This is a genomic window from Paenibacillus lentus, assembly GCF_042714055.1.
Classification (GTDB): domain Bacteria; phylum Bacillota; class Bacilli; order Paenibacillales; family Paenibacillaceae; genus Fontibacillus; species Fontibacillus lentus_A.
On sequence record NZ_JBHGVC010000005.1, the window covers coordinates 250231 to 273780 of the forward strand.

The following is a 23550-nucleotide window of genomic DNA, read 5'->3' on the forward strand; positions in this document are numbered from 1 at the left end:
GAAATAGGGGTAAGTTACCTATACCACGACATAGGAGGTTAAGCATGTGAGGAAACTTTGGATAACTATTCTATCAGCACTCTTAATTTTTCCATTAGTATTACAGACGCAGGCTAATGCAGCACAAGCCATCAGTATTTACATTAATGGGGTTAAGTTGCCGACAGATCAGGCTCCGATCCTGGTCAGCGGCCGGGCGATGCTGCCTCTCCGCGCCATATTTGAAGCGCTGGATGCAGATGTAGATTGGAACAACAAGACGAAGACCGTAACCGCTTGGAAAGACGGGACGACCGTCGTACTAAAAATGAATACCAAGGCGGCAACGATCAACAATCAAACAGTGAGCCTTGACGTTCCCGCACAGAACGTAAAGGGAAGAACGATGGTTCCCGTGCGCTTCGTCAGTGAAGCTTTAGGCGAAAGCGTAGTATGGGATCCTAGCAGCAAGACGGTGTACGTTACAACCAATAATGATCCTGTAGCGGCAGAACCCGTAGCATACGTTTCGGCTAGAGACATTGCCAACAATGGGGATGGACGCGACCTTCAGGTCAGCTTCTCCCGGCCTTCGAACCAGTCTTCCATTGATCATTACCGGGTATTTATCGTTAAGGCCAACAAAACCTCCGGTTTTAATCTGGCCGCTGCCTTAAAGGTACCGTCGGGCAACTATACGAGCGTAGCGGTCGGCAGCATTGATCCTACGATCACGTTGACGTCTCAATCTCGCGACGTTGAGGGAGATTTGATTAAGGCGAATCAATCTTATGTTGCCTATGTGGTCTCTGTCGGCAAGGGGAACTTGTCCAGCGCTCTCTCTTACCCGTCTCCTGCGATCACGCTGGGCACCAGCAGTTCGGTAGACGCGGCAACGAATGTCAGAGTCAGCGACGTCAGTGACTATGGCGATGGCAGAGATCTTTATGTGACCTTTACGAAGCCATCCAAGGACAGCGACATTTCCAGCTACCGCATCTTTGTCGTGAAGACGAAGGATGCAGGCAAGTTTAATCTCACAACGGCCAACGGGCTGTCCAGCCAGTATTACACCGTTGTCAATAAAACATCGAACAGCACGCTGACAGCCACATTAAGCTCCAGCGCAAGAGATACTTCCGGGGATTATATCAAGAACGGCGTTGCTTATACTGTATTCGTGCAGTCGATCAGCAACAATACAAGCAAGGCATCGCATAAGCTGTCTTCAGCGTCATCCTCGATTACGCTGAACAGCGGTTCCATCGCGGCACCAGTTATTACACAGGTCATCGATGAAAGCGACTATGGGGATGGACGCGATTTGCGCATCAGCTTTACGAGGCTGTCGGATGAATCAAGAATTAGCGGCTATCGCGTTTTTGTCGTTAAGGCTAGCGATTACGGCTCCTTTAACTTAGCGAAAGCAAATAATGTATCTAGCGCGAATTATACGGAGTGGAACAAAGACGGCTATAACTTTAATAAGAACTTGCCGTCCGGAGCAAGGGATGTAGATGGAGCAACCATCCGTAATGGAGTCAGCTACCGTGTATTCGTGATGGCGGTAGGCAACGGCGCTTATGCGGGCAACAATGCGCTGTCCAGCCCGTCTTACGCCATTACTCTGCTCAACAACTACAGTGTAGGCACCATTTCTAATCTAAGTGTAAGTGATGTCAGCGACTATAATGATGGCCGCGACTTGCTAGTTTCATTCAACCGGGCATCGGATGAATCCAATCTGAGCCATTACCGCGTGCTTGTCGTGAAGGCTTCGAATGCCAGCAGCTTCAACCTGGCGAAAGCGAATGCCGTGAAGAAAGAGAATTATACGCAAATCAACAAAGGCAGCAACAGCTATGTATCTCAGGCATTGTCATCTGGTGCTAGAGACGTCGATGGGGCAGCTATCCGCAACGGGGTCAGCTACCGGGTGTTCGTATTGTCGGTAGGCAGCGGCAGTTACTCAGGTAACAATACGCTATCTAGGGAATCCTCCGCAATCACGCTGTCTTACAATTATAACGTAGGCGCCGTAAACGACCTTACTGTAAGAGATGTGAATGATTATAACGATGGCCGTGATATGCAGGTATCGTTCAATCGCGCATCTGATGAATCAAACATCAGCCACTATCGTATCTTTGTAGTTAAGGCAGCGAATGCCGGCAGTTTCAATGCTTCCAAAGCTATCGGCGTATCGAGCAGGGACTATACCCGTGTCGACAAAGCAGGCTATAATTTGAGTCAAACGCTTGCGTCCACCGCACGTGATGTGGATGGAGCAACCATTCGCAACGGAGTTAGCTATCGCGTATTCGTACTCTCTGTAGGCTATGACGGCTCCGCAAATCAGAATGCTTTGGCCTCCGCGCCTACAGCAATTACGCTGACCGGGAATAGCGCGGTTACGCCGGTTGGCAATTTGACGGCGAACGTGAATGGCAACAATGGCGACGGACGGGATATCGTCGTCAGCTTCACTAGATCGGCTACTGAAGACAACATTTTAGAACACCGCATTTTGGTCGTGCCGACCAGCCAATATTTTGGCAAAGAAGAGGCTAATACGGTAGGCTCAGCGAACTATACGGTAGTATCGTCAGGCAGAGACATTTCCCAGGGCTTGACTGCTTCTACCCGAGATGTGAATGGTAATGTGATTAAAACGGGTGAGACGTACCGGATATTCATCCTATCTGTGTCCAGAAGCAATACGGCTTCGCTGAACGCTCTGGCCGGCCCGTCAAATGAGGTAAGATTATCTGTCATTGACCCTGCGGCTCCTGCCGCGACGGGTGTCAATGCTTGGTCAGACAGCAATACGGCAAGCCTGATCGTCAGCTTCACTAAACCGTCGAATGAGAACGGCATTTCTTCTTATGCGGTAATGATTGTTCCGGCAGGCGAGGGCATGAGCGAATCCCGGGCGAGCGGACTGGAGTCGCGGGTGTATAAAACCGTCAGCAAAGGCGCTGCTCCGATCGTAACCTTCACCGAGGCCGATTTGGATGCATCCGGCAATCCTATTACAGCGGGCGTATCTTACCAGGTCTATGTGCTCTCCGTTGCTGATGGAACGAACGCTACAGCAAACCGTTTGTCCGATCCATCCAACTCGGTAGCTCTGGCCAGCAGCAACTTTTTAAGTACCGAGTCTGAGGCCATATAACTAACTTTCATGGCCGAGCGTCAAGTGAAAAAGCGCGATATGCGCTAAGGCCATGGGCACCAATCACCAAGTACGACAAAGAACCTGAGGAGACTCCTCAGGTTCTTTTTTTAGATATTAGGAATGCGGACTGTCTGCTTAGAGAGTAATCATACGGCTATAACAGACGGATAAGGCGGCGATGGCCGGATGATCCGTTATTTAACGAGATGAACTGGCGGCGGGCCATCACTCTTCAGTAGGCTAAAGCATAGGATATCGATGAATTCACCATCATCATATTCGGCCTCTCGCTCGGTTCCCTCATGGCGGAAGCCTAGCGATAATAACGTACGCTGAGCCGCTTGGTTGCTGCCCTCTATTCGGGCTTCAATCCGATTCAGCTCCATGTCCTCGAAGCCAAAGTCAATGAGTGCGCTTAACGCTTCTTTAATAAACCCCCGCTTCCGGAAGTCGGGATGAAGCTCGTATACGAGCTCTGCTTTGTAATGAGCCTTGTTCCAATGGCAAAAACCGCAGGAACCGATCAGTCGGCTGCTGTTATTCAGATAAATACCGAAGCGGATTCCCCGTTGCTCCTGATAGGGGGTCATGAACCATTCCTGTATGCGATAGGCTATGGCTTCCTGTTCAGGGAGCCGTTGCTTGCGCTCTTCCTTGTTCGCCTGGGAGTTCGGGTGCTTGTCATTGCCCTGGCGAGTCTTCATCATCACGGAATTTCCATACAACTCTGCGGCCGCGTCCATGTCCTGCAGCGTCACTTCTCTTAATTGCAGACGTGCGGTGGACAGGGCGGGGAAGCGGTCAAACATGGTGATCCTCCTTGGTCAATCATTATTCTCGGGTCCTAGTATTCACGTCCTGTATATTATAACCGATATTGCGCTTAACCGCTTCTTGAGACGGATTGAAAAACTTCTCTTTTTCAAAGGAAACCTGCTGTTTGACAATCGACCCTAACGTTAGTACCCTTACAATAATAACTTGTACCTGAAAGGTCATATGATGGAAAATAGGCATGAGATAGACGATGTTCTTATATATGTATCCGCCAGCGGCGAGCTCGATGATCGCCATGTGTGGAGAAGGGATAAACTTTATCAGGGCATGAACGGCAAGTTCGTGGAACGCTTCTATGCGTCGCCGGAGCAGAGCTACATCTTCAAGCCGGTAACGCATGAGGGGAGCGAGGATCGTGAAGCCTGGGTGTACAAGCACATTCTATCCGCTTTCCCGCCTATATATCCGCGGTTGCTCGGCTGTTCCAAACCCGGTCAAGGGAAGGCGGGCTGGAGTATATTCGAGGATCTCGGCGAGATAAGCCATCGGTTCAACGTAAAGCATGCCCTGCTCGTAGCCAAGCAGATAGCTTGGTGGCACTCTTTTCCAGCCGTGCATTGGGGCGATGTGCCGGACATGGGACAGAAGCCGAATTTGAGACGGATGTCAGCCGATTTGTATGAGCGAAAGGAAGAGGCGGAGGCTTCTTTGGAAGGCGCGGAGCTGCCGCGAAGCCTGGCTGGCGATATTCTGCACAAGCTGGAGCAAGCAGGCTCCGGCCTGTTGGACAAGGATGCGGAAGTGCTGTCGCACGGGGATTTGCACTTGGGCAACTATGCAGTAACCGAAAGCGGCGAGCTGTATATTTTGGATTGGGAGCATGCTCATCTGAATGTCCCATACTGGGATCTGTATTATTTGCTCGACATGTCGCACCCTCGTTATCCGAAGCAGATGACACTGGCCTACAGGGAACGGATATTGCGGTACTATTTGAAGCAATCCGCTTACTACGGGAAGACCTGGGATGAGGAAGCTTTCATCAAGGATTACAGTCTTTTGGCGGCGGTATTCTCGTTATGGATGCTCATGCTGATCGCTAATGATCTGCAGCAGGGAAACAGCGTATGGTCGAGGGCGGAGCTTCTTTCACAACGTAACGAAGTGAAGGCCAGCTTAATCGATTGCTGGGATAGGATTGAGGCGGGGGATGACCAGGAAAATCATGTATTGCACAACACAGAAAGGGCGGCGAATCAGTGAAAAAGGTCGGTTTAATCATGCGTAAAATCCAGTTTGCCGAAGCCCAAGGTCCGCGTGTTTTTGCGGAGCGCCTTCGGGCTCTCGCTGCTGAGCTTGGAGTAGAAATCATCTTTATCTCGCCGGAGCGCCATGTCAGCGATCACGACTGGATTCCCGGTTATGAACACGAAAAAGGGGACTTGGTAAATTACGATATCGTACTGGATCAAATTCACGTCCAGGGCATTGAGCATGTCATTTTTACCGTCTCCGGCTTCACTTATTTAAAGATGTTTATTAAGAACAGCGTGCTGTTTCCGCACAGCTTTCCCGACCCGGCCCTGACGGGCTACGAGATGATGAAGCCGTTCTATAGCATCGTCGATAAAGCTGTCGTACAAACCGAGTTTTTGAAAAAACAGCTGGACAGCGTGTTCGGCGTCACGGATGTCGATGTGATTCCGATCGGCTTCAGCGAGGAATTGGCACATCGCTATTTCGATCCGGACGCGATCGTGCACAATCGTGTGCTGTGGATCGGCCGGGACGAAGAGAATCGCCGGCCGGATTTGGTGCTGGAATATGCCCGGCGCAACCCGGATCAGGAAGTATTTATGGTGTTCGGCGGTGAACGCTACCGGGAAAGCATGAAAAAATATGACATTCCCGGCAACGTGAAGCTGCAATTTGCTCTGTCGCAGACCGAGATTTTTCAATTGATGAACTCAGCCAAAGTATACTGGAGCTGCTCCAGGTTCGATACGTTTGCGATGCCGCTGACAGAAGCCTTGGCCATGGGCAAGATCGTCGTCAAGCCGGAGCATCCGTGTTATGACCACATCAGCTCGCGTCACGCTTTTGCGGGGAATGAGCAGAACTGGTTCGAGCTGGTCAATATGGCACTGGCCTCGCCCTTGTCTCACTCCTTGGATAACCGGGAATATGCTTTTGGCAAATTTTCGAGCACGGTGATGAAGGAAGGGTATCGGCAATTTTTCGATCAATGGTTGAGATAACCCTCCTCATCCAACCAGACGAAGCTTAAGCGGCCGACCTGCCGTCGTCGTGCAGGCGTAGGTTACTGTGAGCTGGGAGCTGCGCGCTAATATCAAATGCTAGTGCCAATCTAATAACGATGCGAAGTAGCGTCGAAATCTCAACTGGGCTCGAAGCTGCTTAATCGGTGCGGAGAGCGTAAATTGGCTGCAGCTTGGCAGCTTTATTTAAATCAAACTGAAAGATTGCTGAAAGTATGCGTGCGCTAAAACGGCAAAAGGGCTTATTGCCGAAATCGGTGTACCGATTCGCAATAAGCCCGTCTTAAGCCCCAAAGGCGGTTATTTGCTATTTTGGATCATGGATGATATGGCTCTATTGAGCTGCCATCAGCAGCTTTTCGATCGCCTGTTCTTCCAGCGGACGGCTGTAATAGAAGCCTTGAATTTGATCGCATCCAATTTCCTGCAGGAATTTGAACTGATCCTCGGTCTCGACGCCTTCCGCCAATACGGTCATGCCTAAAGATTTGCCAAGTTCGATAATCGAGCGGAGCAGTGAGCTGTCCCGCTGGGAAGATGGTGTTTCCTGAATAAATGTTCGGTCGATTTTTAACACGTGCAAAGGTAATGTTTTTAAATAATAAATGGAGGAATACCCTGTGCCGAAGTCGTCCAGAGATAAGCTGATGCCTCGTTCCTCTAAGGAATCGAGCTTCTCTTTGATCATCACCGGGTTGTTTATGAGTGATTCCGTCAGCTCCAGCTCCAAATATTCCGGTGCCAAGCCGGTTTGCTCCAATACATATTTCACCATATGAACGAAATGGGGATGCCTAAACTGAACTGCTGAGACGTTGACCGAAATCGGCAGCTTCGGATATCCGGCGTCCTGCCACTTTTTATTCGTGCGGCAAGCTTCCCACAGTACCCATTCTCCTAGTTGGACGATGAATCCGGTATCTTCAGCGATAGGAATAAATGAAGCAGGCGAGATACGCCCCAGCTCAGGATCATTCCAGCGAATCAGCGCTTCCAGCCCGGTAAGCTTTCGGGTGGCGGCATCGATTTTCGGCTGATAATGCAGCTCGAACTCTCCTTCGGCCAGCGCGCGCGGCAGCTTTTTCTCGATGTTGACCCGCTCCAGCAGCTTGTCCAGCAAATAATAGTCGAAGTAATGCGGGCCATTGAGCACTTCGATCTTCGCTTCCTTCATAGCGAGCTCGGCGTGCTTAAGCAGGATTGTCGATTCTGAGCCGTCATCGGGATAGAGGCTGATTCCCATCGCGAATCCGAGCGTTATTTCCTCATCGGATAAAATATAGGGCCTTCTCAAGGCATCGTTCAGCTCATTAGCGATCTCATGAACTTTCAGCGGATCGGCAATGCCGGTCAGCAGAACGATGAAGTCATCCGCAAAGCTGCGGCAAATCGGCGTTCCTTCCATCAAAGTGGCTTTGAGCCTTAGCGCCACTTCCTTGAGCAGCTCGTTGCCGGTACCTTCGCCGTAGCTCTCATTGATGTAACGGAAGCGATTCAGATTCAAACGGATGACGGCAGCCGTGTGAGTCTTCATTTCCGGTGCCTGGAACTTCTTTTTCATCGTCTCCCGAAAGCCGTTGTTATTCAAAAGTCCAGTGAGAGGATCGAAATTAGAGAGCAGCTTGATTCTTTGCTCAGAGGCATCGCGCTCTTCCATCTCTTTGGTGACATCAAATTGCAGGCCAATGAAATAGGTCGGCTCGCCCTCCGAATTAATGACCGGGCAAATAATAAACTGGTTCCAGAACGTGCTTCCATCTTTTTTGTAGTTTTTAATCGTAACGCTATCGGTTCGGCCTTCCTTGATCGCCTGGCGGATAACCTCTAAATGGGCTTTGTCCGTCTCTTTGCCTTGCAGAAACCGGCTATTTCGCATGAGAACCTCTTCGCGAGTATAACCGGTGATCATTTCAAAGCCCTGATTGACATAGACGAGCGGGTTGTCCTTTAAATTAGGATCGGAAATGGCTAAACCGATCCCCATCTTATCGATAGATCGCAGCAAAGTGGCCGAATCGATAATTGATTCGATACCCGAATGACTCAAAATATTAGCCCCCTCAAGTTGAACCGCGAATTGGTGTAGGACTTATGATGTAAGCATATTGGATTATGCCTTAAAAATATCATATTGCGGACGGTGTAGGAAATCAATGGATAGAGCATAAGAAATTCAGGAAAAATGGAGTTTTTTGTCGAAATATCGCAAACTCTTCAGGCAAGAGACATGAATCGGGCAATTTACATCTGTCCGAACGGGCTGACATTTCGTATGAGGTTACTAAATTTTGTATAGGTTTGACGGGCTCATGAAGTTCGTTTTACAATGCAGGGGAAGTTCAAAAAGCAAGGCGAAAGCGCATACGAAAGGGGCCCCTATCCCTGAAGTATGCGCTTTTTTTTATGCTCAATCCCTCTTCATGATGTCCTGGCGTGGTTTAGGCAAGCTGTCGTGAGAGGGATTTATTCGTTTAGCCGAAATTTATGACCCCTAACACGAAATCTGAAGCCTTACGACAGTCGGAGATAGATCGTACAATGAATCCGAGCGATGAAAATGCTTTCACGTATACGTTTAGGAACGAAACGAACATCTTGGAGGTCAAGCTATGGGACTAGAGCACCATGCCGAATCAGCCGCATTGTCAAAGATGAAAGGTACGCTCCCTGAGCCGCCTCGCCGCAATGGGCTGAGGAAGCTATACCGGCAAAGGCATATTCAGGTGATGGCTTTGCTGGGAATCGCTTGGATTATTTTATTCAACTACGTACCCATGTACGGAATTATTATCGCCTTTAAGGACTACAGAATCATTAAGTCCATTGCTGAGGCACCGTGGGTGGGCTTCGAGCATTTCAAGGCCTTCTTCGAGGATGATAATTTCGGAAATGTCATGAAGAACACTTTAGGCATCAGCCTGATTAAGCTGATCATCGGCTTTCCACTGCCGATTATCTTCGCCCTTTTTTTGAATGAAATACGTTCAATTCGGTTCAAGAAGGCTATTCAGACGATCTCTTATTTGCCGCACTTCTTATCCTGGGTCGTCCTCGGCGGGATATTGGCGACATGGCTTGCGGATGTCGGGATCATTAATAACATTTTGTTAGCCTTGAACCTGATAAAAGAGCCAATATCGTATCTTGCTGAGCCGGATTATTTCTGGGGAATTATTATTACCTCGGATATTTGGAAGGAGCTTGGCTGGTCCGCGATTATTTACTTGGCCGCAATCTCCAGTGTATCGCCTGATTTGTATGAAGCAGCAACGATTGACGGCGCGGGAAGGTTCCAAAAAATGTGGTATGTCACGCTGCCATCGATCAAGTCCACGATATCAATTCTGTTCATTCTGGCTGTCAGCGGCGTGTTGAACTCCAATTTTGATCAAATTCTAGTGCTGCGCAACGCTTTGAATGAGAGCGCCAGCAACGTCATCGATATTTATGTATACCAGACAGGGATGCTGTCCGGACGCTTTTCCTACTCTACTGCGGTTGGTCTGTTCAAATCGGTGATAGCCCTGATACTTCTGCTGATCGCGAACAGCGTAACCAAGAAGCTGAATAACACATCACTCTTCTAGAGAAGGAGCCTAGCAGAACATGCTGAGTCTTAACCGAAAGACCAAGGGAGAAGCGATCTTCGACCTGGTAAACCATATTGGAATGCTGCTGATATGCTTTGTGACCCTATACCCGATCTGGTATGTCGTCGTAAATTCGTTGAATGAAGGCATGGATGGCATGCGCGGCGGGATCTACTGGTGGCCTCGGATATTCAGCTTCGAGAATTACGTGGCTGTATTCAAAAGCCCCGGCATTATGACGGCTATGGGCATTACGGTCGCCAAGACCGTGCTTGGAACGCTGCTCCATGTATTTTTCACAGCGATGGTCGCTTACGCCTTTTCGAGGCGGGAGTTGATCGGAGGCAAAGTTTATATTTTCATCGGTACGGTGACGCTGTTTTTTGGCGGGGGGCTTATCCCTACCTACCTCTTGATGAAAGATCTACATCTGCTGGACAATTTCCTAGTATATATTATTCCGGTTTTGTTCAGTTTCTTTGATCTTATTATTTTCATGACCTTCTTTCGGGAAATTCCCGATGGACTGGAGGAAGCGGCAGAAATCGACGGAGCCAATGATTGGTCAATCTTCATTCGAATCATTATTCCGGTCTCCATGCCGGTCATCGCTACGATTTCGCTGTTCCACGGCGTATATCAATGGAATGATTATTTCACCGGTGTGATTTATATGAACAATATGGATCTGCAGCCGATCCAGACTTATTTGTATCGGGTGGTCGCTCAATCGAGCTCCAATCAGATGGCGGCCCAGGTGCCTGGCGGAGTCGGCAAAACCGTCACTTCGCAATCGATCAAGCTGGCGACGATGGTCGTGACTACGATGCCGATCGTATTCGTCTATCCATTCCTGCAGCGCTACTTCGTCAAGGGAATGATGATTGGCTCGATCAAGGGTTAGAAAAGGGTAATCTCTCTTGCTAAGCGATTAGTGAGAGTCACATATATTTTTATTAGAAAAGGGGTAGTTTTACATGATGGCAAAGCGAAAGACAAAGAGTTTGGCAATGCTTCTATGCGCGCTGCTGTTAGTTCTGTCGACGGCCTGCTCCAGCGGGGGAGGCGGCAAGAACGAGAATGGCGCTCAGCAACCGAGCGGGGAGCAGACGGCTGAAGAAGTAAAGTTAACCGAGAATGATCCGGGCTGGAAGGAAGATACGTCACCGATTACGTTTGATTGGTACATTAACTTTGCCTGGTTCCCGAACAAATGGGGCGTAGATATTACGAGCCAATATGTTACGGAGAAAACGGGAGTACACGTAAATTTCATCGTCCCGGCTGGTAATGAAGCGGAGAAGATGAACACGATGATCGCGTCCGGCAATCTCCCGGACTTCATTACGCTGGGCTGGAATGAAGACGCTGTTAAACAAATGATCGAAGGCGGCCTGGTGCTGCCGCTCAATGAGCTTGCCGATCAGTACGACCGTTATTTCTATAAGGCAACCGACCCGGCGAAGGTATCGTGGTATACACAGGAGGATGGCAATGTGTATGGGTATCCGAATGCGTCCTCCTCGCCGGAGGACTATAAGAAATTTGGCGATAATCTAACCTCCACCCAGACGTTTCTTGTACGCAAAGATATGTATGAAGCGCTGGGCAAGCCGGATATGCGGACACCGGAAGGCTTCCTGAAGGCGCTGGAGGATGCCAAGAGGATGTTCCCGGACGTGAACGGGCAGCCGTTAATTCCGCTCGGCATGTACGATTTTCATGAGAAAGGTAACGCTTCACTGGAGCATTATATTCAGAACTTCCTGGCAGTTCCTTATGAGAAGGACGGCAAGCTGAATGACAGATTTACCGATCCCGATTATGTGAACTGGCTAAAAACAATGCGCAAGGCGAACGAGATAGGATTGCTTGCCAAGGATATCTTCATCGATAAGCGCCCGCAAATGGAAGAGAAAATTGCCCAAGGCCGTTACTTTGCAATGCTGTATGCAAGGACCGATCTGGCGGCCCAGCAAAACGTATTATTTGCCGAAGATCCGAACTCGGTATATATTTCGGTAGACGGCCCGGCCAATTCCAATTTGGATCAGCCTACTCTAGCGGGGCCTTCGATTTCCGGCTGGACGATTACTTTGATCTCCAAAAATGTTAAAGATAAAGCTCGGGCCATTCGCTTCCTGGATTATATGATTTCAGAGGAAGGCCAGCGGGATACGTTCCTCGGGAAGAAGGGCGTAACCTGGGATACGATCGATGGCAAGGATCAATTCCTGCCGGAAGTGGTCGATATGCTGAATAACGACCGCAGCTCCTTCGATAAGCAGTACGGCGCTTCCCATACGTTCTGGATGCTCATGGACACAAACATGACTCCGGCCTGGGCACCGCCTGCCGTGGAGCCGTTTAAGCAAATGGAAGACTGGACGCGCGGCAAGACGATGAGCTTCTCGCAATTCGACCAGATCGATCCGCTCGGCAACTCGGATGAAGGCATCATGAATACGAAAATTTTGCAGGAGTGGGGCAAGGTACTGCCTAAATTAGTACTATCCAAATCGGATGAGGAGTTCGATAAAATCTGGAACGACTACCTGAAGAAACGGGATGAGCTGGGCTTTGCCAAAGTTCAGGAATACAAGCAGAAGAAATACGAGGAAAACCTGAAAAAGCTAGCCAAGTTTATTGAATAGAAGAATAGCCTTTATTGTTACGGGGTACCCCATGTCCGGCTTGGCCGGGTGGGGGCCCCTTTGGCCTTGTTTTCAAGTAGAATATGTACGAGTGGCCGTAAGGTAACGTATTTTTGTGCAGACAGGAAGTGCAGGGGATGAAGCAGCGTATGATCTCGGCTGGACAGCCGGTCATTTATTGGCTCAAACGCAGATCGATGCAGAGCCGACTTGTAACCGCGTATATTGTTATCATTTTGATTCCGAGCATCATTATTTCCAATTACTTCTTCAATGAAATTAGCAAGACATATACCCGGGATGCGCTGAAGCAAAGCCAATTTATGCTGGAGCTGGAGAAATTCCACATCGAGAAACAAATCGAGATCATGGAGTCAGCTGCACAAATTTCGACTTTAGATCAGGAATTAATGGATTATTTAAGCCTAGATGAGGAGCCGGGAACGATTGAATTGCTGGAGCTCACCAGGGGAACCTTTGCCGACTTCAGTCGAATTCAATTCAATAATCCGAGTATTCTTCATTGGCGGCTCTTCGGGAATAATCCGCTGATTCACGAAATATGGCCGATCGTATTCCATGAGAAGCGGATTCAGAATGAATCCTGGTTTGCCGAGGCCAGCTCGTTGGGCAATGCCGAAATGTGGGTGTTCCAGAACGGCGATCGGGATATTATGAAGCGCTATACGATAGAGCCGAATGTCGATCAGCCCAAGGTATCCCTGCTGCGGGAAATCAACAAGGGCGGCAGGCATGTTGGAATTATCAGCATCGAAATGCTGCTGAAGGAGTTTTCGCCGAAGACATTTGCCGGCATCGGGGACGTTGAATACCAAATGATGATCATGGATCGAGACGGCGTACTGTTTATGGATCAGAGACGAAATATTTCCGGCGATAATGAGGCGCTGGTAGAGGAAGTTCGTCATCAATTCGCTCAGCTGCAGCAAAGCGGCGAGGGAAAAAGCGAGTTCAAGATCAATGATCGTTCGTATTTGCTTACGGCCTCCCCGGTAGAACGGGTGGGAGCGCATCTGCTTAATATTATATCGATGGAAGAGCCTCTAAATCATATATCCCAATTAAAAAAGCAGATCATCGCCGCCAACATTATATTGATTCTTGTCCTGTCGGTGATTACGTATTTCTTGAATTCTATGATTCTAAAAGGCTTAAGACGTCTAACCGAAGCAATGAAAAAGGTACGCAAAGGGGAGCTCAATACAACGGCCCCGCGCCTTGAAGGAAGCGGCGAGGTCGGCGAGCTGGCGCATCATTTCAATAAATTGCTGCAAACGATTAATGAGTTGATCGCACAGGGAGTCCGAAAGCAGGCCATTACGAAGGAGGCGGAGCTGCGGACTCTATACAGCCAGATCGATTCGCATTTCCTCTACAACACGCTTGAAAATATCAAAATGCTGGCCGAGATTGAGAACCAGAGGACAATTTCGGACGTATTAACCTCGCTGGGCGGGATGATGCGCTACAATTTCAAATGGACAGGTGAATATGTAAAACTCAAGGACGAAATACGCCATATTGAAAATTATATCGATATTATGAATATACGTTTTGACGAGCCTGTTGTGTTGTCTTTAGACATCCCGTCCTATTTTATGGAGCTGGAGGTGCTGAAGATGTCGCTTCAGCCGCTTGTCGAAAATTGCATCAAATATGCCTGGCCAGACGGGGAAGACCGATCCCGCGAGATCAAGATTACCGTGAAGGACTGGGAAAATAACGGAATTGTCATCACGGTGGCCGATAACGGCAGAGGCATGGATGAGATCCATTTAAGCCGGATTAATGCCAGCATCGTGGCTGCAGGGCTGCAGGAAAGAGAGCGGGTGGCGTTTGGGCGGAGCGAGGAGAAGACGGAAGGGATCGGTCTCCGCAACGTTCATGAACGGATTTTGCTCTATTACGGCAGGCCCTATGGTCTAGAAATCACCAGCGTGTGGGGGCAATATACCGAGGTTGTCATGAGAATCCCGAAGGTGCTGCTAACAGGAAGGGGGATGGACATTGAGAAAGCTGTTGATCGTGGATGACGAGAAGAATATCCGTTTAGGGCTAAAAATGATGATTGAGCGCGAATTTCCTGATACCTATGCCATCATGACGGCCACACAGGGGGAAGAAGCACTCGCATTGTATTGCAGTGAAGGAGCGGACATTCTCATTACGGATATTCGCATGCCGGTGATGGATGGGATTACCTTAATAGAGAAGCTGAGTGACATCGATTCATCGGGAGAGCAGCGTTCCAAGCCGAACATTATCATTCTTAGCGGCTATGAGGATTTTGAATACGCCAGGGCTGCGATCAAATATCAGGCCCAGGATTATTTGCTGAAGCCGATTCGGCGGGATGAGCTTTTTGTATCGCTGCGCAAATGCGAAGAGGAGCTTAACAAGCGTTTGCAGTTAGCGGAGACAATAGCGGGGGCAGAATCTTACCGCCGCAAGCTGCAGTCCAGCCGCTTGCAGGAGCTGCTGCTGCAGACGGAGCTGGCCGATCAAGAACGGCGGGAGCTGGAGCGGGAAATTGATTTTGCGAGCTATGTCACTCCTTTTACGGTAGCCGTAGCAGCTTATAAGTATGAGGATGGACGAGAGATGAAGCGCGGAGAATTGATGGCGCTCGTCGAGCAGCTGCTGCATTGCGGGGATGGCATTGCACTGAACGCGTCGTTGCATGATCGGGAGGGTCGAGTCGTGCTCATCGGCAGCACGGACGAGAAATTTGTCGAGCTGGCTCGAATGGCGGAGAGTCGGGGTTTGAACGGAATGCTGTTCGGGTTAAGCGAGGAGGGGGAGCGGCTTGAGGATATTCACAAAGGCTACAATCAAGCGCTTCAGGCCTTGCAGTATTCCTTCATTTATCCTCATATACAATGGATCAGGTACCGGGACATCCAGGGACAACGATTGTTCTATCCCGTGCCGGAGGAGGACATCCGCAAGCTGGGCAACATACTGGGAATGAACCGTGAGAAGGAAATAAGCTCCTTGCTGCATGCTATTTTCCATAGCGATCAGCTAGCCAAGCTGGATATCGGCTATATTGAGCGAATTAGTCAAAGGATCAATGAACAGGTGCTCGACGAAGTATTTCGCGTGTATGGGGAGGCATCCGTCGAGGTGCTTAAGCTGTACCGCAAGGTCGGTACGATGAGCCGCTTTCGGCATTTTCATGATTATTTCAGATCTTTGGAGCAGCTATTGTTCAGCTTGCATGAGTATATTAAGGGAATTCGTTCCGCCCATTCCGAGCATGGCGACATGAAGGAAGCGGTAGCCTATATTGAAGACAATTATCATCGTTCCCTCAATATGGCGATCGTCAGCAATCATGTGTCGTTGAATTATTCCTATTTTAGCGAGGCGTTTAAGGCGTACACCGGGGAGAGCTTTGTAGTATATTTGAAAAAAGTAAGGATCCGCAAGGCCAAGCAGCTGCTGCACGATCAGACGCTTAGGCTTGCGGATATCGGGACAGCGGTAGGCTTCGAGAATACGAAGCAATTCTCCCGTGTATTTAAGGAGCTGGAGGGAGTTTCCCCATTCGAATACCGGACAAAGCTGTTAGCCAGCCAGGATCAGACGCATTGTCAGGCATGAGCTGCAGTTTATTTTGAATTTGTTTTAGCGGACGCTTTTTTTATAATATCTGCTATTTGAGCTTCGAGCTTGTACATGCTCTGCTTATGAGTTAGAACCTGATTGGATAGATTCGTTAAACGGTTCAGCGTATCTGCGGCTCTGCCGGCATCTTTATTTTTAAGAGCTGTTTTGAAATTTTTCCATTCAGTAGATATGCTCTTATTCTTACTGGTAATAGCGGTTCGCTCCGCCTTGAGTTTAATTTTAACGGTATCGATTTGGGCTAGGATCGCTCGAATTTCTTTCGTTTTCCTTGTCTTCTCGCTTTTGGCGGCCTTCAGCTCGGCATCTTTGTTTCGAATGTGGAGGCGAGCGAGGTTAATCGCTGGCTTTATCGCGTCGGCCTGCTGCTTCAGCTTTTTGTACAGACTCTTGTCTTTCAAAGATTTGACGGCTGTGGCCTGTTTATTCAAGGAGCTATGCAAATCGATTAACGGCTGAAGCTTGCTACGGGCAGCTTTGGCCTGATTGTCCAGCTTGAGGATTTTGTCGGCGTCCAGATTCGTGATCTGCTTGCGCACTTCGGTAAGCCGCATTTCATTGCCCAAGCGCAAACTGTTGGTCTTGGCGTCCTGTGCATCTATTTGCTTCTGAAGAGCGGCCAGATCATTGTACTGCTTTATCAACCGGGTCTTAGCGCTACCGTCCGCAGCCTCCGCTGTTTTCTCCAGAGCGGCTTTCACGGAATCGGTAAATTCCAGAGCAGCCGCTCTGACAGAGGACGCTGGGGTCATAAGGTGATGAAACAGGAAAATTAGCACTCCGATCGCTAACGCCGTTCTCCGTCTTCGTATTCCCTCTTTACGTAAATCCATTTTCACTCATCTCCTTTAGTCATTGTTTGTTTACATTAGAAACTCGTCCCAAACGACAAAAAAGCACCCGTGAGAATAGGCGCTGGCGCCTGCTCTTACGGGTGCTTCCGTCGTAAGTGGGTAGTAAATCGTTATACACATCTAATATACATTTAAATGGAATTTATGTCAATTTAAAGTGCTGTGTCTGCTTAGAAAGTACATCGATAGATTTTTCTTCTTATAAAAATCAATAATTTATGTTAATAAACCACAATTTGCCAAATTAGGATTGACAGTCCAAATTTTAATAACATAGAATACAATTAATTCTAAAATCTAGGAGGAATTGGTATGAATGTTGGTTTAGGAATATCCATATTTTTATCAACTATTCTTATATATTCCTTTATCTCGAAGTTTCTATCTTATAAGGATTTCAAGAAAACCATTGAAAAGTTAGGCTTTCCTAAGTTTACAGCATGGTTTGTGATGGCGGCTGAAATTGTTATTGCTGTCTTGCTATTAATAGATTCTGTGCGTCAAATAGGGAAGCTTGGAGCGTTGCTTTTATTCCTTTCGTTTTATTTTGTAGCCGGTTTATCCCTTTACAAGAAGCTGGATGTTACCTGCAATTGCTTCGGGAAGGCAAGCGAAGAGAAGCTTGGGTGGGGAACGATATGGAAAGTCACTCCGTTATTCGTATTGTCGGCAGCCGGTATCGCCATTAACGAGACCTCTTCTATTCTTCTACTTGATGTCACTGAACTAATCAGTTGTGTCGGACTTTCGATAGGCTTATTAAGTATTTACTTAATGCTGAAGAACAGAAAACTAATCATAGGGGAAAATCCAAGATGAATCTATTTAATTTGTCGTATCTCGTCTTGTGGATCATCGTCGCTTTGCAATCGTACTTCATTATTCAGTTGGGCAGGAATAGACAATTCATGCAGAACAGGGAGGCGGACAGCGGGCCGACTCTTTTAAAGGAAGATCATGGGGTTCCCAAGGGGCAAGTGTTTAACAAATTACAATTTGAATCTGTCAACCAGGGAAACATTGATTTAACAAAAATACGTAAAAACGGTTTTTTGATAGCGCTTACCTCGCTTGGCTGCGATCAGTGTAAGCCGCTTTATCCGATACTTGAAAACTTCCACAGGCAGCATGCAGATCTTCAATTGATTCTGATGACGGTAGGCCTGGAAGAGGAAGTTATCAACAACATACATAAATTTCAATTGACGATGCCGGTTGTGGCAATCACCACCGCAGATATGAAAATGATGCAAACAGGATACTTCCCTTTTATTTATTACTTATCACCGCGAGCCGAAGTGTTAACAAAGAGTCTTGTGTTTGATGAGGAGCAATTTGCTCTATTGCTTGAAAGAGGAATGATAGCCAAGACAGCATAACCCTCTTGCTAGATAGTTGAGGCAAATGCCTTTGACTATACATATCAATGATGAAAGGAGGGACCAAAATGTGCTATATGTATGAGCCTTGCACTAGTACGCAATGTACAACACAAGCCTATGACCAGAATGGAAAGCCACTGCCGTACCAAATCATAAAAAATGTTAAGGAACACTACCTGGAGAACTGTGGCAGCGGTTCTGGCTACAAGGGATCAAGCTGCAGCTGCTAATTGTATCGCATAAGTCAATGTTAGAAAAATTAGAAGATGAAAGGAGGGAAGAAAATGTGCCAAATGTATGAGCCTTGCACTAGTACGCAATGTACAACACAAGCCTATGACCAGAATGGAAAACCACTACCGTACCAAATTGTTAAAAATGTTAAGGAACACTACCTGGAGAATTGCGGTAGCGGTTCTGGCTACAAAGGATCAAGCTGCAGTTGTTAAATCTCATACGTATAAGTGAAGAGTGAACCTCACTCTTCACTTAATATTTATTATGGTTAAGGTGGATATTATGCAGAAAAACTCGATTCATAGTGCGGGAAGCACATTTCAGGAGAAGAAAAAAGTCGTTATCGATATGTTTCGCCGGTTCATACCGATTATGCTCAGGGTCATTCCCGGGACGACGGTTTTTCTCGTGCTGCTTAAAATAATTCCTTCTTTCGTGCCGATTGTTCAAATTTATCTTGTGAAGGAACTAATTGATACCATCACCAAGATATTTAATCAGCAGCAAGGATTACTACCTGATGCTTTCCAATTGTTAGCCATTCAAGCGGCTATCATGCTTTTTGAAAGAGTCTGCTTTTATATAGAAACATTAGTCGGACTTCAGGCTCAGCAAAAGCTGAAGTACCATTTTGAGCAGCTATTAATCCATAAGTCAGCTCGGTTGCCCTTAAGCTTCTATGACCGGGCGGATTACTATGACCAACTAGAGAAAGCAGCATTCGGCGTGGATATAAAGGGGTTTAATATTTTCAATTTAATTCTAAACGCTGCTCGTACGATCATTACTATGGTTGGACTAGTCGTTGTTATACTGTCCTTTCACTGGATATTGGCTGTAGCCGTCCTGCTCATGCTCGTTCCAAACATTCTGGTAAACACCTATTTTGGCAGGCAAAAATACAATCAAATGGTTTCCCAAACGCCAACGCAACGAAAAGCTCATTATTTGCTAACAACGCTTCATAGCAGAGCTGCTGCCAAAGAGCTGAGGGTATATAACTACGTATCTTATTTATTCTCCAAATGGAAGACCCTATTTTGGCAAACGTCGAATGAACGTTATGAGCTGGAGAAGCGTTCAGGTTCAAAGATGCTATTGGTTCACTTATCCCATAATCTATTAAATACTGCTGCGATTATTATTCTTATCTTCTTTGGTGCCAGTGGTGCATTGACGATCGGTCATTATGTCTCATTGACTCAGGCCATCGGGCAAATTCAATTTATGATAACCAGCTTGGGCTCTAATATAGCCAGTATTTACGAAGAGTCTCTTTTTGTAAGCGAGGTATTGAATTATCTGGATTTGGAAGACGAGAGCACGGACGAACGAACACAGAAGTTTCCTGATCAATTAACTACCATGATTGAAGTTGACAATCTCTATTTTACATATGCAAGTCATTCTGCCCCTCAATTAAAAGGAATTAGCTTTACAATCAAACCGGGAGAGAAGATAGCCATTGTAGGAGAGAATGGCGCAGGGAAAAGTACGCTGGTCAAATGTTTGCTAGGACTCTATATGCCGGACAGCGGAACTATTCGGTTTGATGGAATTGACATTGACTCCATTGATCCCACAAGTATGCGTAAGAATGTGTCCGCCGTATTCCAGGATTACGTAAGCTATCAACTGACGGCCCGTGAGAATATTGCAATGGGACATGACCGAATGCATGAAGATGCCTTTGTGCAATCGGCTGCTGCTAAATCGGGCATTGGCGGGCTGCTGGAGCGGCTGCCGAACGGTCTGGACACGGAGCTTGGACCGGCGTTCAGCAACGGATACGAATTGTCAGGGGGGCAATGGCAGAAGATTGCGCTAAGCCGAGCGTTTATAAGAGATGCTCAAATTGTTATTCTTGATGAACCGACAGCGGCATTGGATCCAAGAGCAGAAGCGGAAATATACGATAAATTCGCAAATCTATATGAAGGTAAAACTACGATTATGATCTCGCATCGCTTAAGCAGCTGCCGATTTGCGGATAAAATTATTGTTTTGAACAACGGCGAAATTGTTGAAGAGGGGAGTCATGATGACTTAGTTCGCTTAAATGGTACTTATGCAGAGATGTTCCATACTCAGGCCAAGCGATATACCGCATAAATCAGGCCTTCACAGAATGCAAACAAAGGACCAGACTCCTGAAAGCAAGGGGAAGGGTCCTTTTACGATATCATTATTCGATTTTTATAACAAATAACTTGATATACAAATGATATAATTAATTCTATAATTTGGTGCTGGCGTAATCACCTATGTAAAGGAGGATATGATGAGAGCTTTTATTGTCTTAATAGCTATTGTGCTGCTTACGGCATGTACGAGCGGGACATCCAACCCGGAGCAATGGGATCCAGGCAAGAAGACGATATTAACGGTATTAACTTATAATGAACGAATTTTTAAGGAGCAGTATGGAACGCCCTTTTCGATCAAAAATGGGAATATCACCTTGATCACTAAGCTGCCTGGTCCAGGTGAAGCAAATTGGGAGAAAGAGCTTGCGGAGAAACAGCCGGATTTGCTGCATATTACCAAGGAACAATACATAGAGCTGGTAGAACAAGGGCTGTTATATGACCTTGAGCCGATGCTCAAGGAGGAAGGATGGAATCCGGAGGGGCTGCACCCGGCCGTGCTCCAGCTTCTTCGCGATAATATAGACGGAGTCATGTACGGAGGCGCGGCCACGCTGCAAAGCAAGGCTTTATATTATAATGCCGGGCTGTTTCGCCAGTATGGGGTTCCCCTGCCAGAGGATCACATGACCTGGGAACAAGTCTATGATCAGGCAAGCCTTTTTCAGGGGGGGATCAGCGAAGATGAGCCCATCTACGGCTACTCTTCTCAGGAGCCTTCCGTACTTGATCAACTTTTGCAAATAGGCAGATCTGAAGGACTTTCCCTCTTTTCCCCAGACGGGAAGCAGTTTCTGTTAAACACGGAAAGCTGGAAGTCTATCTATGGCCAACTGGCAAAAGCGCTCAAGACCGGAGCTGTCTTTACGCTTCCAAGCTCAGCTTACAGCCCGGAAACGCAGTATAGAAATCATCCATTTGTGATGGGGAAATCAGCCATGTTTGCAGGAGATACCAGCTATCTAAGCATCATTAATTCACAAGCCGTAGCAGAAGAAAAAAAGATAGATTGGGGAGTCGTGACCCTGCCTCAGGGATCGTCGCAGTCGGGGAGCAACCCAGAATATCAATTGTTCGATATTATAGCTGTTTCGAAAGAAGCAGCGCAGCTTGGTGCAGCTAAAGCGTTTATCAAATTCATTATGGGTGAAGAATGGGCCAGGGAGAATGCAGAGGCTAACCCTTACTCCCTGCTGGCCAGATCCCAATTGCAGAAGGAAGAAGTCGTACCGGAAAGAAGGCTGGATCCATTCTTCTCTTTGGATTCCATTGCGACACTGGAGGGTATGCAAATTTCCGATGAAGTGATGGCACAAATTGAAGACATCGTATTGGAGGAAACCGAACAAGCAATATCTGGAACGGTAACGGTCGAAGCGGCGCTGCAATCGATACAAGCGCGAGGTCAGGCGATTCTGGACAATGGTAGCCAATAATATGGGGGAGAGAATAGATGAATAGAAGCATCGTTATGATGTGCTGTATAGTGATCATTGCGGGATTGCTAGTCGGATGCAGCAAGGAGCACTCGAAGCCGCCGGAGCCGATCGTTATGAAAATCATGGTGGATAATAAGACATTTTTTAGCTATGAGAGCATTATTCGTTCAAAATTTCCGCATATTACCTTGGAAGTGATCGATGCAATGCCAGCTCAAATTATTCAGCCAGAGGATGAGAACATATTTGAGGGCGTGGAACAACGTCTTCGGGACTTAATACAAACAGAAGAACCCGATATGTTCTTCCGCTTTCGGCCGGAAGGTATTGCCGAGAACGTTGAACTTGTCGATCTTGAGCCTTTAATCAAGCGCGATAACTATGAGCTAAATGAGATTCAGCAGTATCTTGCCGAGTCAACCAAGCAGTCTAATGACAGCATTATCGGGATGTCGCCAACCTTTGAACGCGGTGTGTTGTTTGTCAACCGCAAGCTGTTTCGACAGCTTGGAATTAGTGAGCCAGAAGCTGAGTTGAGTTGGTCTGAATTTCGACAATTGGCAGAGCGCTTCTCATCGCTGGAAGCAAATGATAAGCCGGTCTATGGCTATTATTTGGGAAGCAATCACTGGAGAATAATGCTTGAAATCGCAGGGAATATTCACAGCATGCAATTATTCAATGGTGAGGGGCAGCTTGTTTTGGATCAACCCGCCTGGAGAGATCTGGCGGAAGGGTTGATTGCCGACTATAAGAACGGCACGCTTCTTATGGATGAACAAGTCTTTGAAATCGATGATATGAAGCAAACGGCTATGTTTATTGGCGGCTCCAGCGAACTGGCAACGTTGTTGTTAAGTAATGAATCTGCGGATGACTGGACAATGATGTCAGTACCTATTGATCCACGAAACCCTCAGGGCAGTTCCATCGAACCTAACGGGTTATTCTCTATTAATCGCTCGAGCGGGCATGTGGAGGAGGCGTGGGAGGTCATTAAGTATTTGAACAGTGTTGAAGCGGCGCCTCATATCGCAGCTTCTTTATATTATCCTCACCTGATGACACACTTATCTTATACGCCGTCCGGGGCTTTTAACGTGGAGGCGTTCACTGCAAATATTGGAACTCCAAATAACGAGTATAAAGCTCCGCCTATAGGGACTGCGAAGCAGAATCAATTGGCGCTTACTATTATTGAAGAATTAACCGCTGCAGCGGAAGACCAAAAGACATTTGAGGAAGCCTGGGAAGAGCTATTGAGGAAAAGTAAGGCATTGCTTAATGCCAGCTCTGATTAGCTCAGGGTCTGATGGATAAAAATAACCTTAGTTCGGAATTTAACCGGACTAAGGTTATTTTGCATCCATCTATTTCGCCTTG

General features: G+C 47.4%; 16 protein-coding genes. 13 read left to right on the forward strand and 3 right to left on the reverse strand.

The window, feature by feature from the left end; genetic code table 11:
• The first annotated feature begins 46 nt into the window (after positions 1-46).
• Entirely contained in the window at positions 47-3154 is a 3108-nt protein-coding gene (locus ACE3MQ_RS13770; RefSeq protein ID WP_379393504.1) for a stalk domain-containing protein, read from the forward strand.
• A 197-nt stretch (positions 3155-3351) separates the two neighbouring features.
• On the opposite strand, the gene ACE3MQ_RS13775 is transcribed toward ACE3MQ_RS13770, so the two are convergent.
• Entirely contained in the window at positions 3352-3966 is a 615-nt protein-coding gene (locus ACE3MQ_RS13775; RefSeq protein WP_379393506.1) for a GNAT family N-acetyltransferase, read from the reverse strand.
• Between the two features lie 193 nt (positions 3967-4159).
• Here ACE3MQ_RS13775 and ACE3MQ_RS13780 point away from each other — a divergent pair, with 193 nt between their 5' ends.
• Both ACE3MQ_RS13780 and ACE3MQ_RS13785 read left to right on the forward strand, forming a co-directional pair.
• A complete protein-coding gene (locus ACE3MQ_RS13780) occupies positions 4160-5197 on the forward strand; it encodes a phosphotransferase family protein (RefSeq protein WP_379393508.1) in 1038 nt (345 codons plus the stop codon).
• A complete protein-coding gene (locus ACE3MQ_RS13785) occupies positions 5194-6192 on the forward strand; it encodes a glycosyltransferase (RefSeq protein WP_379393510.1) in 999 nt (332 codons plus the stop codon). The genes ACE3MQ_RS13780 and ACE3MQ_RS13785 overlap by 4 nt, the downstream gene beginning before the upstream one ends.
• A 355-nt stretch (positions 6193-6547) precedes the next feature.
• On the opposite strand, the gene ACE3MQ_RS13790 is transcribed toward ACE3MQ_RS13785, so the two are convergent.
• Positions 6548-8260, reverse strand: coding sequence for a putative bifunctional diguanylate cyclase/phosphodiesterase (locus ACE3MQ_RS13790; RefSeq protein ID WP_379393512.1), 1713 nt, complete (start codon positions 8258-8260; stop codon positions 6548-6550).
• A 604-nt stretch (positions 8261-8864) separates the two neighbouring features.
• Here ACE3MQ_RS13790 and ACE3MQ_RS13795 point away from each other — a divergent pair.
• From ACE3MQ_RS13795 to ACE3MQ_RS13815, 5 genes are all read left to right on the forward strand, one after another.
• Entirely contained in the window at positions 8865-9800 is a 936-nt protein-coding gene (locus ACE3MQ_RS13795) for an ABC transporter permease (protein WP_379394064.1), read from the forward strand.
• 19 nt (positions 9801-9819) lie between these two features.
• Complete coding sequence (locus ACE3MQ_RS13800; protein WP_379393514.1) at positions 9820-10707, forward strand: carbohydrate ABC transporter permease; 888 nt, start codon at positions 9820-9822, stop codon at positions 10705-10707.
• Positions 10708-10780: 73 nt separating this feature from the next.
• A complete protein-coding gene (locus tag ACE3MQ_RS13805; protein WP_379393516.1) occupies positions 10781-12457 on the forward strand; it encodes an extracellular solute-binding protein in 1677 nt (558 codons plus the stop codon).
• Positions 12458-12594: 137 nt separating this feature from the next.
• Positions 12595-14511, forward strand: coding sequence for a sensor histidine kinase (locus ACE3MQ_RS13810; protein WP_379393519.1), 1917 nt, complete (start codon positions 12595-12597; stop codon positions 14509-14511).
• Positions 14486-16084 carry a response regulator gene (locus ACE3MQ_RS13815; RefSeq protein WP_379393521.1) on the forward strand — a complete coding sequence of 533 codons (1599 nt, stop codon included), beginning with the start codon at positions 14486-14488 and terminating at the stop codon, positions 16082-16084. Before ACE3MQ_RS13810 ends, ACE3MQ_RS13815 begins: the two co-directional genes overlap by 26 nt.
• 8 nt (positions 16085-16092) lie before the next feature.
• On the opposite strand, the gene ACE3MQ_RS13820 is transcribed toward ACE3MQ_RS13815, so the two are convergent.
• Positions 16093-16941, reverse strand: a complete 849-nt coding sequence (locus tag ACE3MQ_RS13820) for a hypothetical protein (protein ID WP_379393523.1) — start codon at positions 16939-16941, stop codon at positions 16093-16095.
• A gap of 333 nt (positions 16942-17274) precedes the next feature.
• On the opposite strand from ACE3MQ_RS13820, the gene ACE3MQ_RS13825 reads away from it, so the two are divergent.
• From ACE3MQ_RS13825 to ACE3MQ_RS13845, 5 genes are all read left to right on the forward strand, one after another.
• Entirely contained in the window at positions 17275-17781 is a 507-nt protein-coding gene (locus ACE3MQ_RS13825; RefSeq protein ID WP_379393525.1) for a MauE/DoxX family redox-associated membrane protein, read from the forward strand.
• 89 nt (positions 17782-17870) lie between these two features.
• Positions 17871-18341 (forward strand): hypothetical protein, encoded by a 471-nt coding sequence (locus ACE3MQ_RS13830; RefSeq protein WP_379393527.1) that lies wholly within the window; start codon positions 17871-17873, stop codon positions 18339-18341.
• Between the two features lie 522 nt (positions 18342-18863).
• Positions 18864-20693 carry an ABC transporter ATP-binding protein gene (locus ACE3MQ_RS13835; RefSeq protein WP_379393529.1) on the forward strand — a complete coding sequence of 610 codons (1830 nt, stop codon included), beginning with the start codon at positions 18864-18866 and terminating at the stop codon, positions 20691-20693.
• Positions 20694-20862: 169 nt separating this feature from the next.
• Positions 20863-22164 carry an ABC transporter substrate-binding protein gene (locus ACE3MQ_RS13840; RefSeq protein WP_379393532.1) on the forward strand — a complete coding sequence of 434 codons (1302 nt, stop codon included), beginning with the start codon at positions 20863-20865 and terminating at the stop codon, positions 22162-22164.
• Between the two features lie 17 nt (positions 22165-22181).
• Positions 22182-23468 (forward strand): ABC transporter substrate-binding protein, encoded by a 1287-nt coding sequence (locus ACE3MQ_RS13845; RefSeq protein ID WP_379393534.1) that lies wholly within the window; start codon positions 22182-22184, stop codon positions 23466-23468.
• The last annotated feature ends 82 nt before the right edge of the window (positions 23469-23550 follow it).

Bases quoted from the DNA above. Each gene is read 5' to 3' on its own strand.
- ACE3MQ_RS13800 (WP_379393514.1), top strand. From the start codon at position 9,820: ATGCTGAGTCTTAACCGAAAGACCAAGGGAGAAGCGATCTTCGACCTG.
- ACE3MQ_RS13795 (WP_379394064.1), top strand. From the start codon at position 8,865: ATGAAAGGTACGCTCCCTGAGCCGCCTCGCCGCAATGGGCTGAGGAAG.
- ACE3MQ_RS13780 (WP_379393508.1), top strand. From the start codon at position 4,160: ATGGAAAATAGGCATGAGATAGACGATGTTCTTATATATGTATCCGCC.
- ACE3MQ_RS13820 (WP_379393523.1), bottom strand. From the start codon at position 16,941: ATGGATTTACGTAAAGAGGGAATACGAAGACGGAGAACGGCGTTAGCG.
- ACE3MQ_RS13835 (WP_379393529.1), top strand. From the start codon at position 18,864: ATGCAGAAAAACTCGATTCATAGTGCGGGAAGCACATTTCAGGAGAAG.
- ACE3MQ_RS13775 (WP_379393506.1), bottom strand. From the start codon at position 3,966: ATGTTTGACCGCTTCCCCGCCCTGTCCACCGCACGTCTGCAATTAAGA.
- ACE3MQ_RS13805 (WP_379393516.1), top strand. From the start codon at position 10,781: ATGATGGCAAAGCGAAAGACAAAGAGTTTGGCAATGCTTCTATGCGCG.
- ACE3MQ_RS13845 (WP_379393534.1), top strand. From the start codon at position 22,182: ATGAATAGAAGCATCGTTATGATGTGCTGTATAGTGATCATTGCGGGA.
- ACE3MQ_RS13825 (WP_379393525.1), top strand. From the start codon at position 17,275: ATGAATGTTGGTTTAGGAATATCCATATTTTTATCAACTATTCTTATA.
- ACE3MQ_RS13840 (WP_379393532.1), top strand. From the start codon at position 20,863: ATGAGAGCTTTTATTGTCTTAATAGCTATTGTGCTGCTTACGGCATGT.
- ACE3MQ_RS13810 (WP_379393519.1), top strand. From the start codon at position 12,595: ATGAAGCAGCGTATGATCTCGGCTGGACAGCCGGTCATTTATTGGCTC.
- ACE3MQ_RS13830 (WP_379393527.1), top strand. From the start codon at position 17,871: ATGCAGAACAGGGAGGCGGACAGCGGGCCGACTCTTTTAAAGGAAGAT.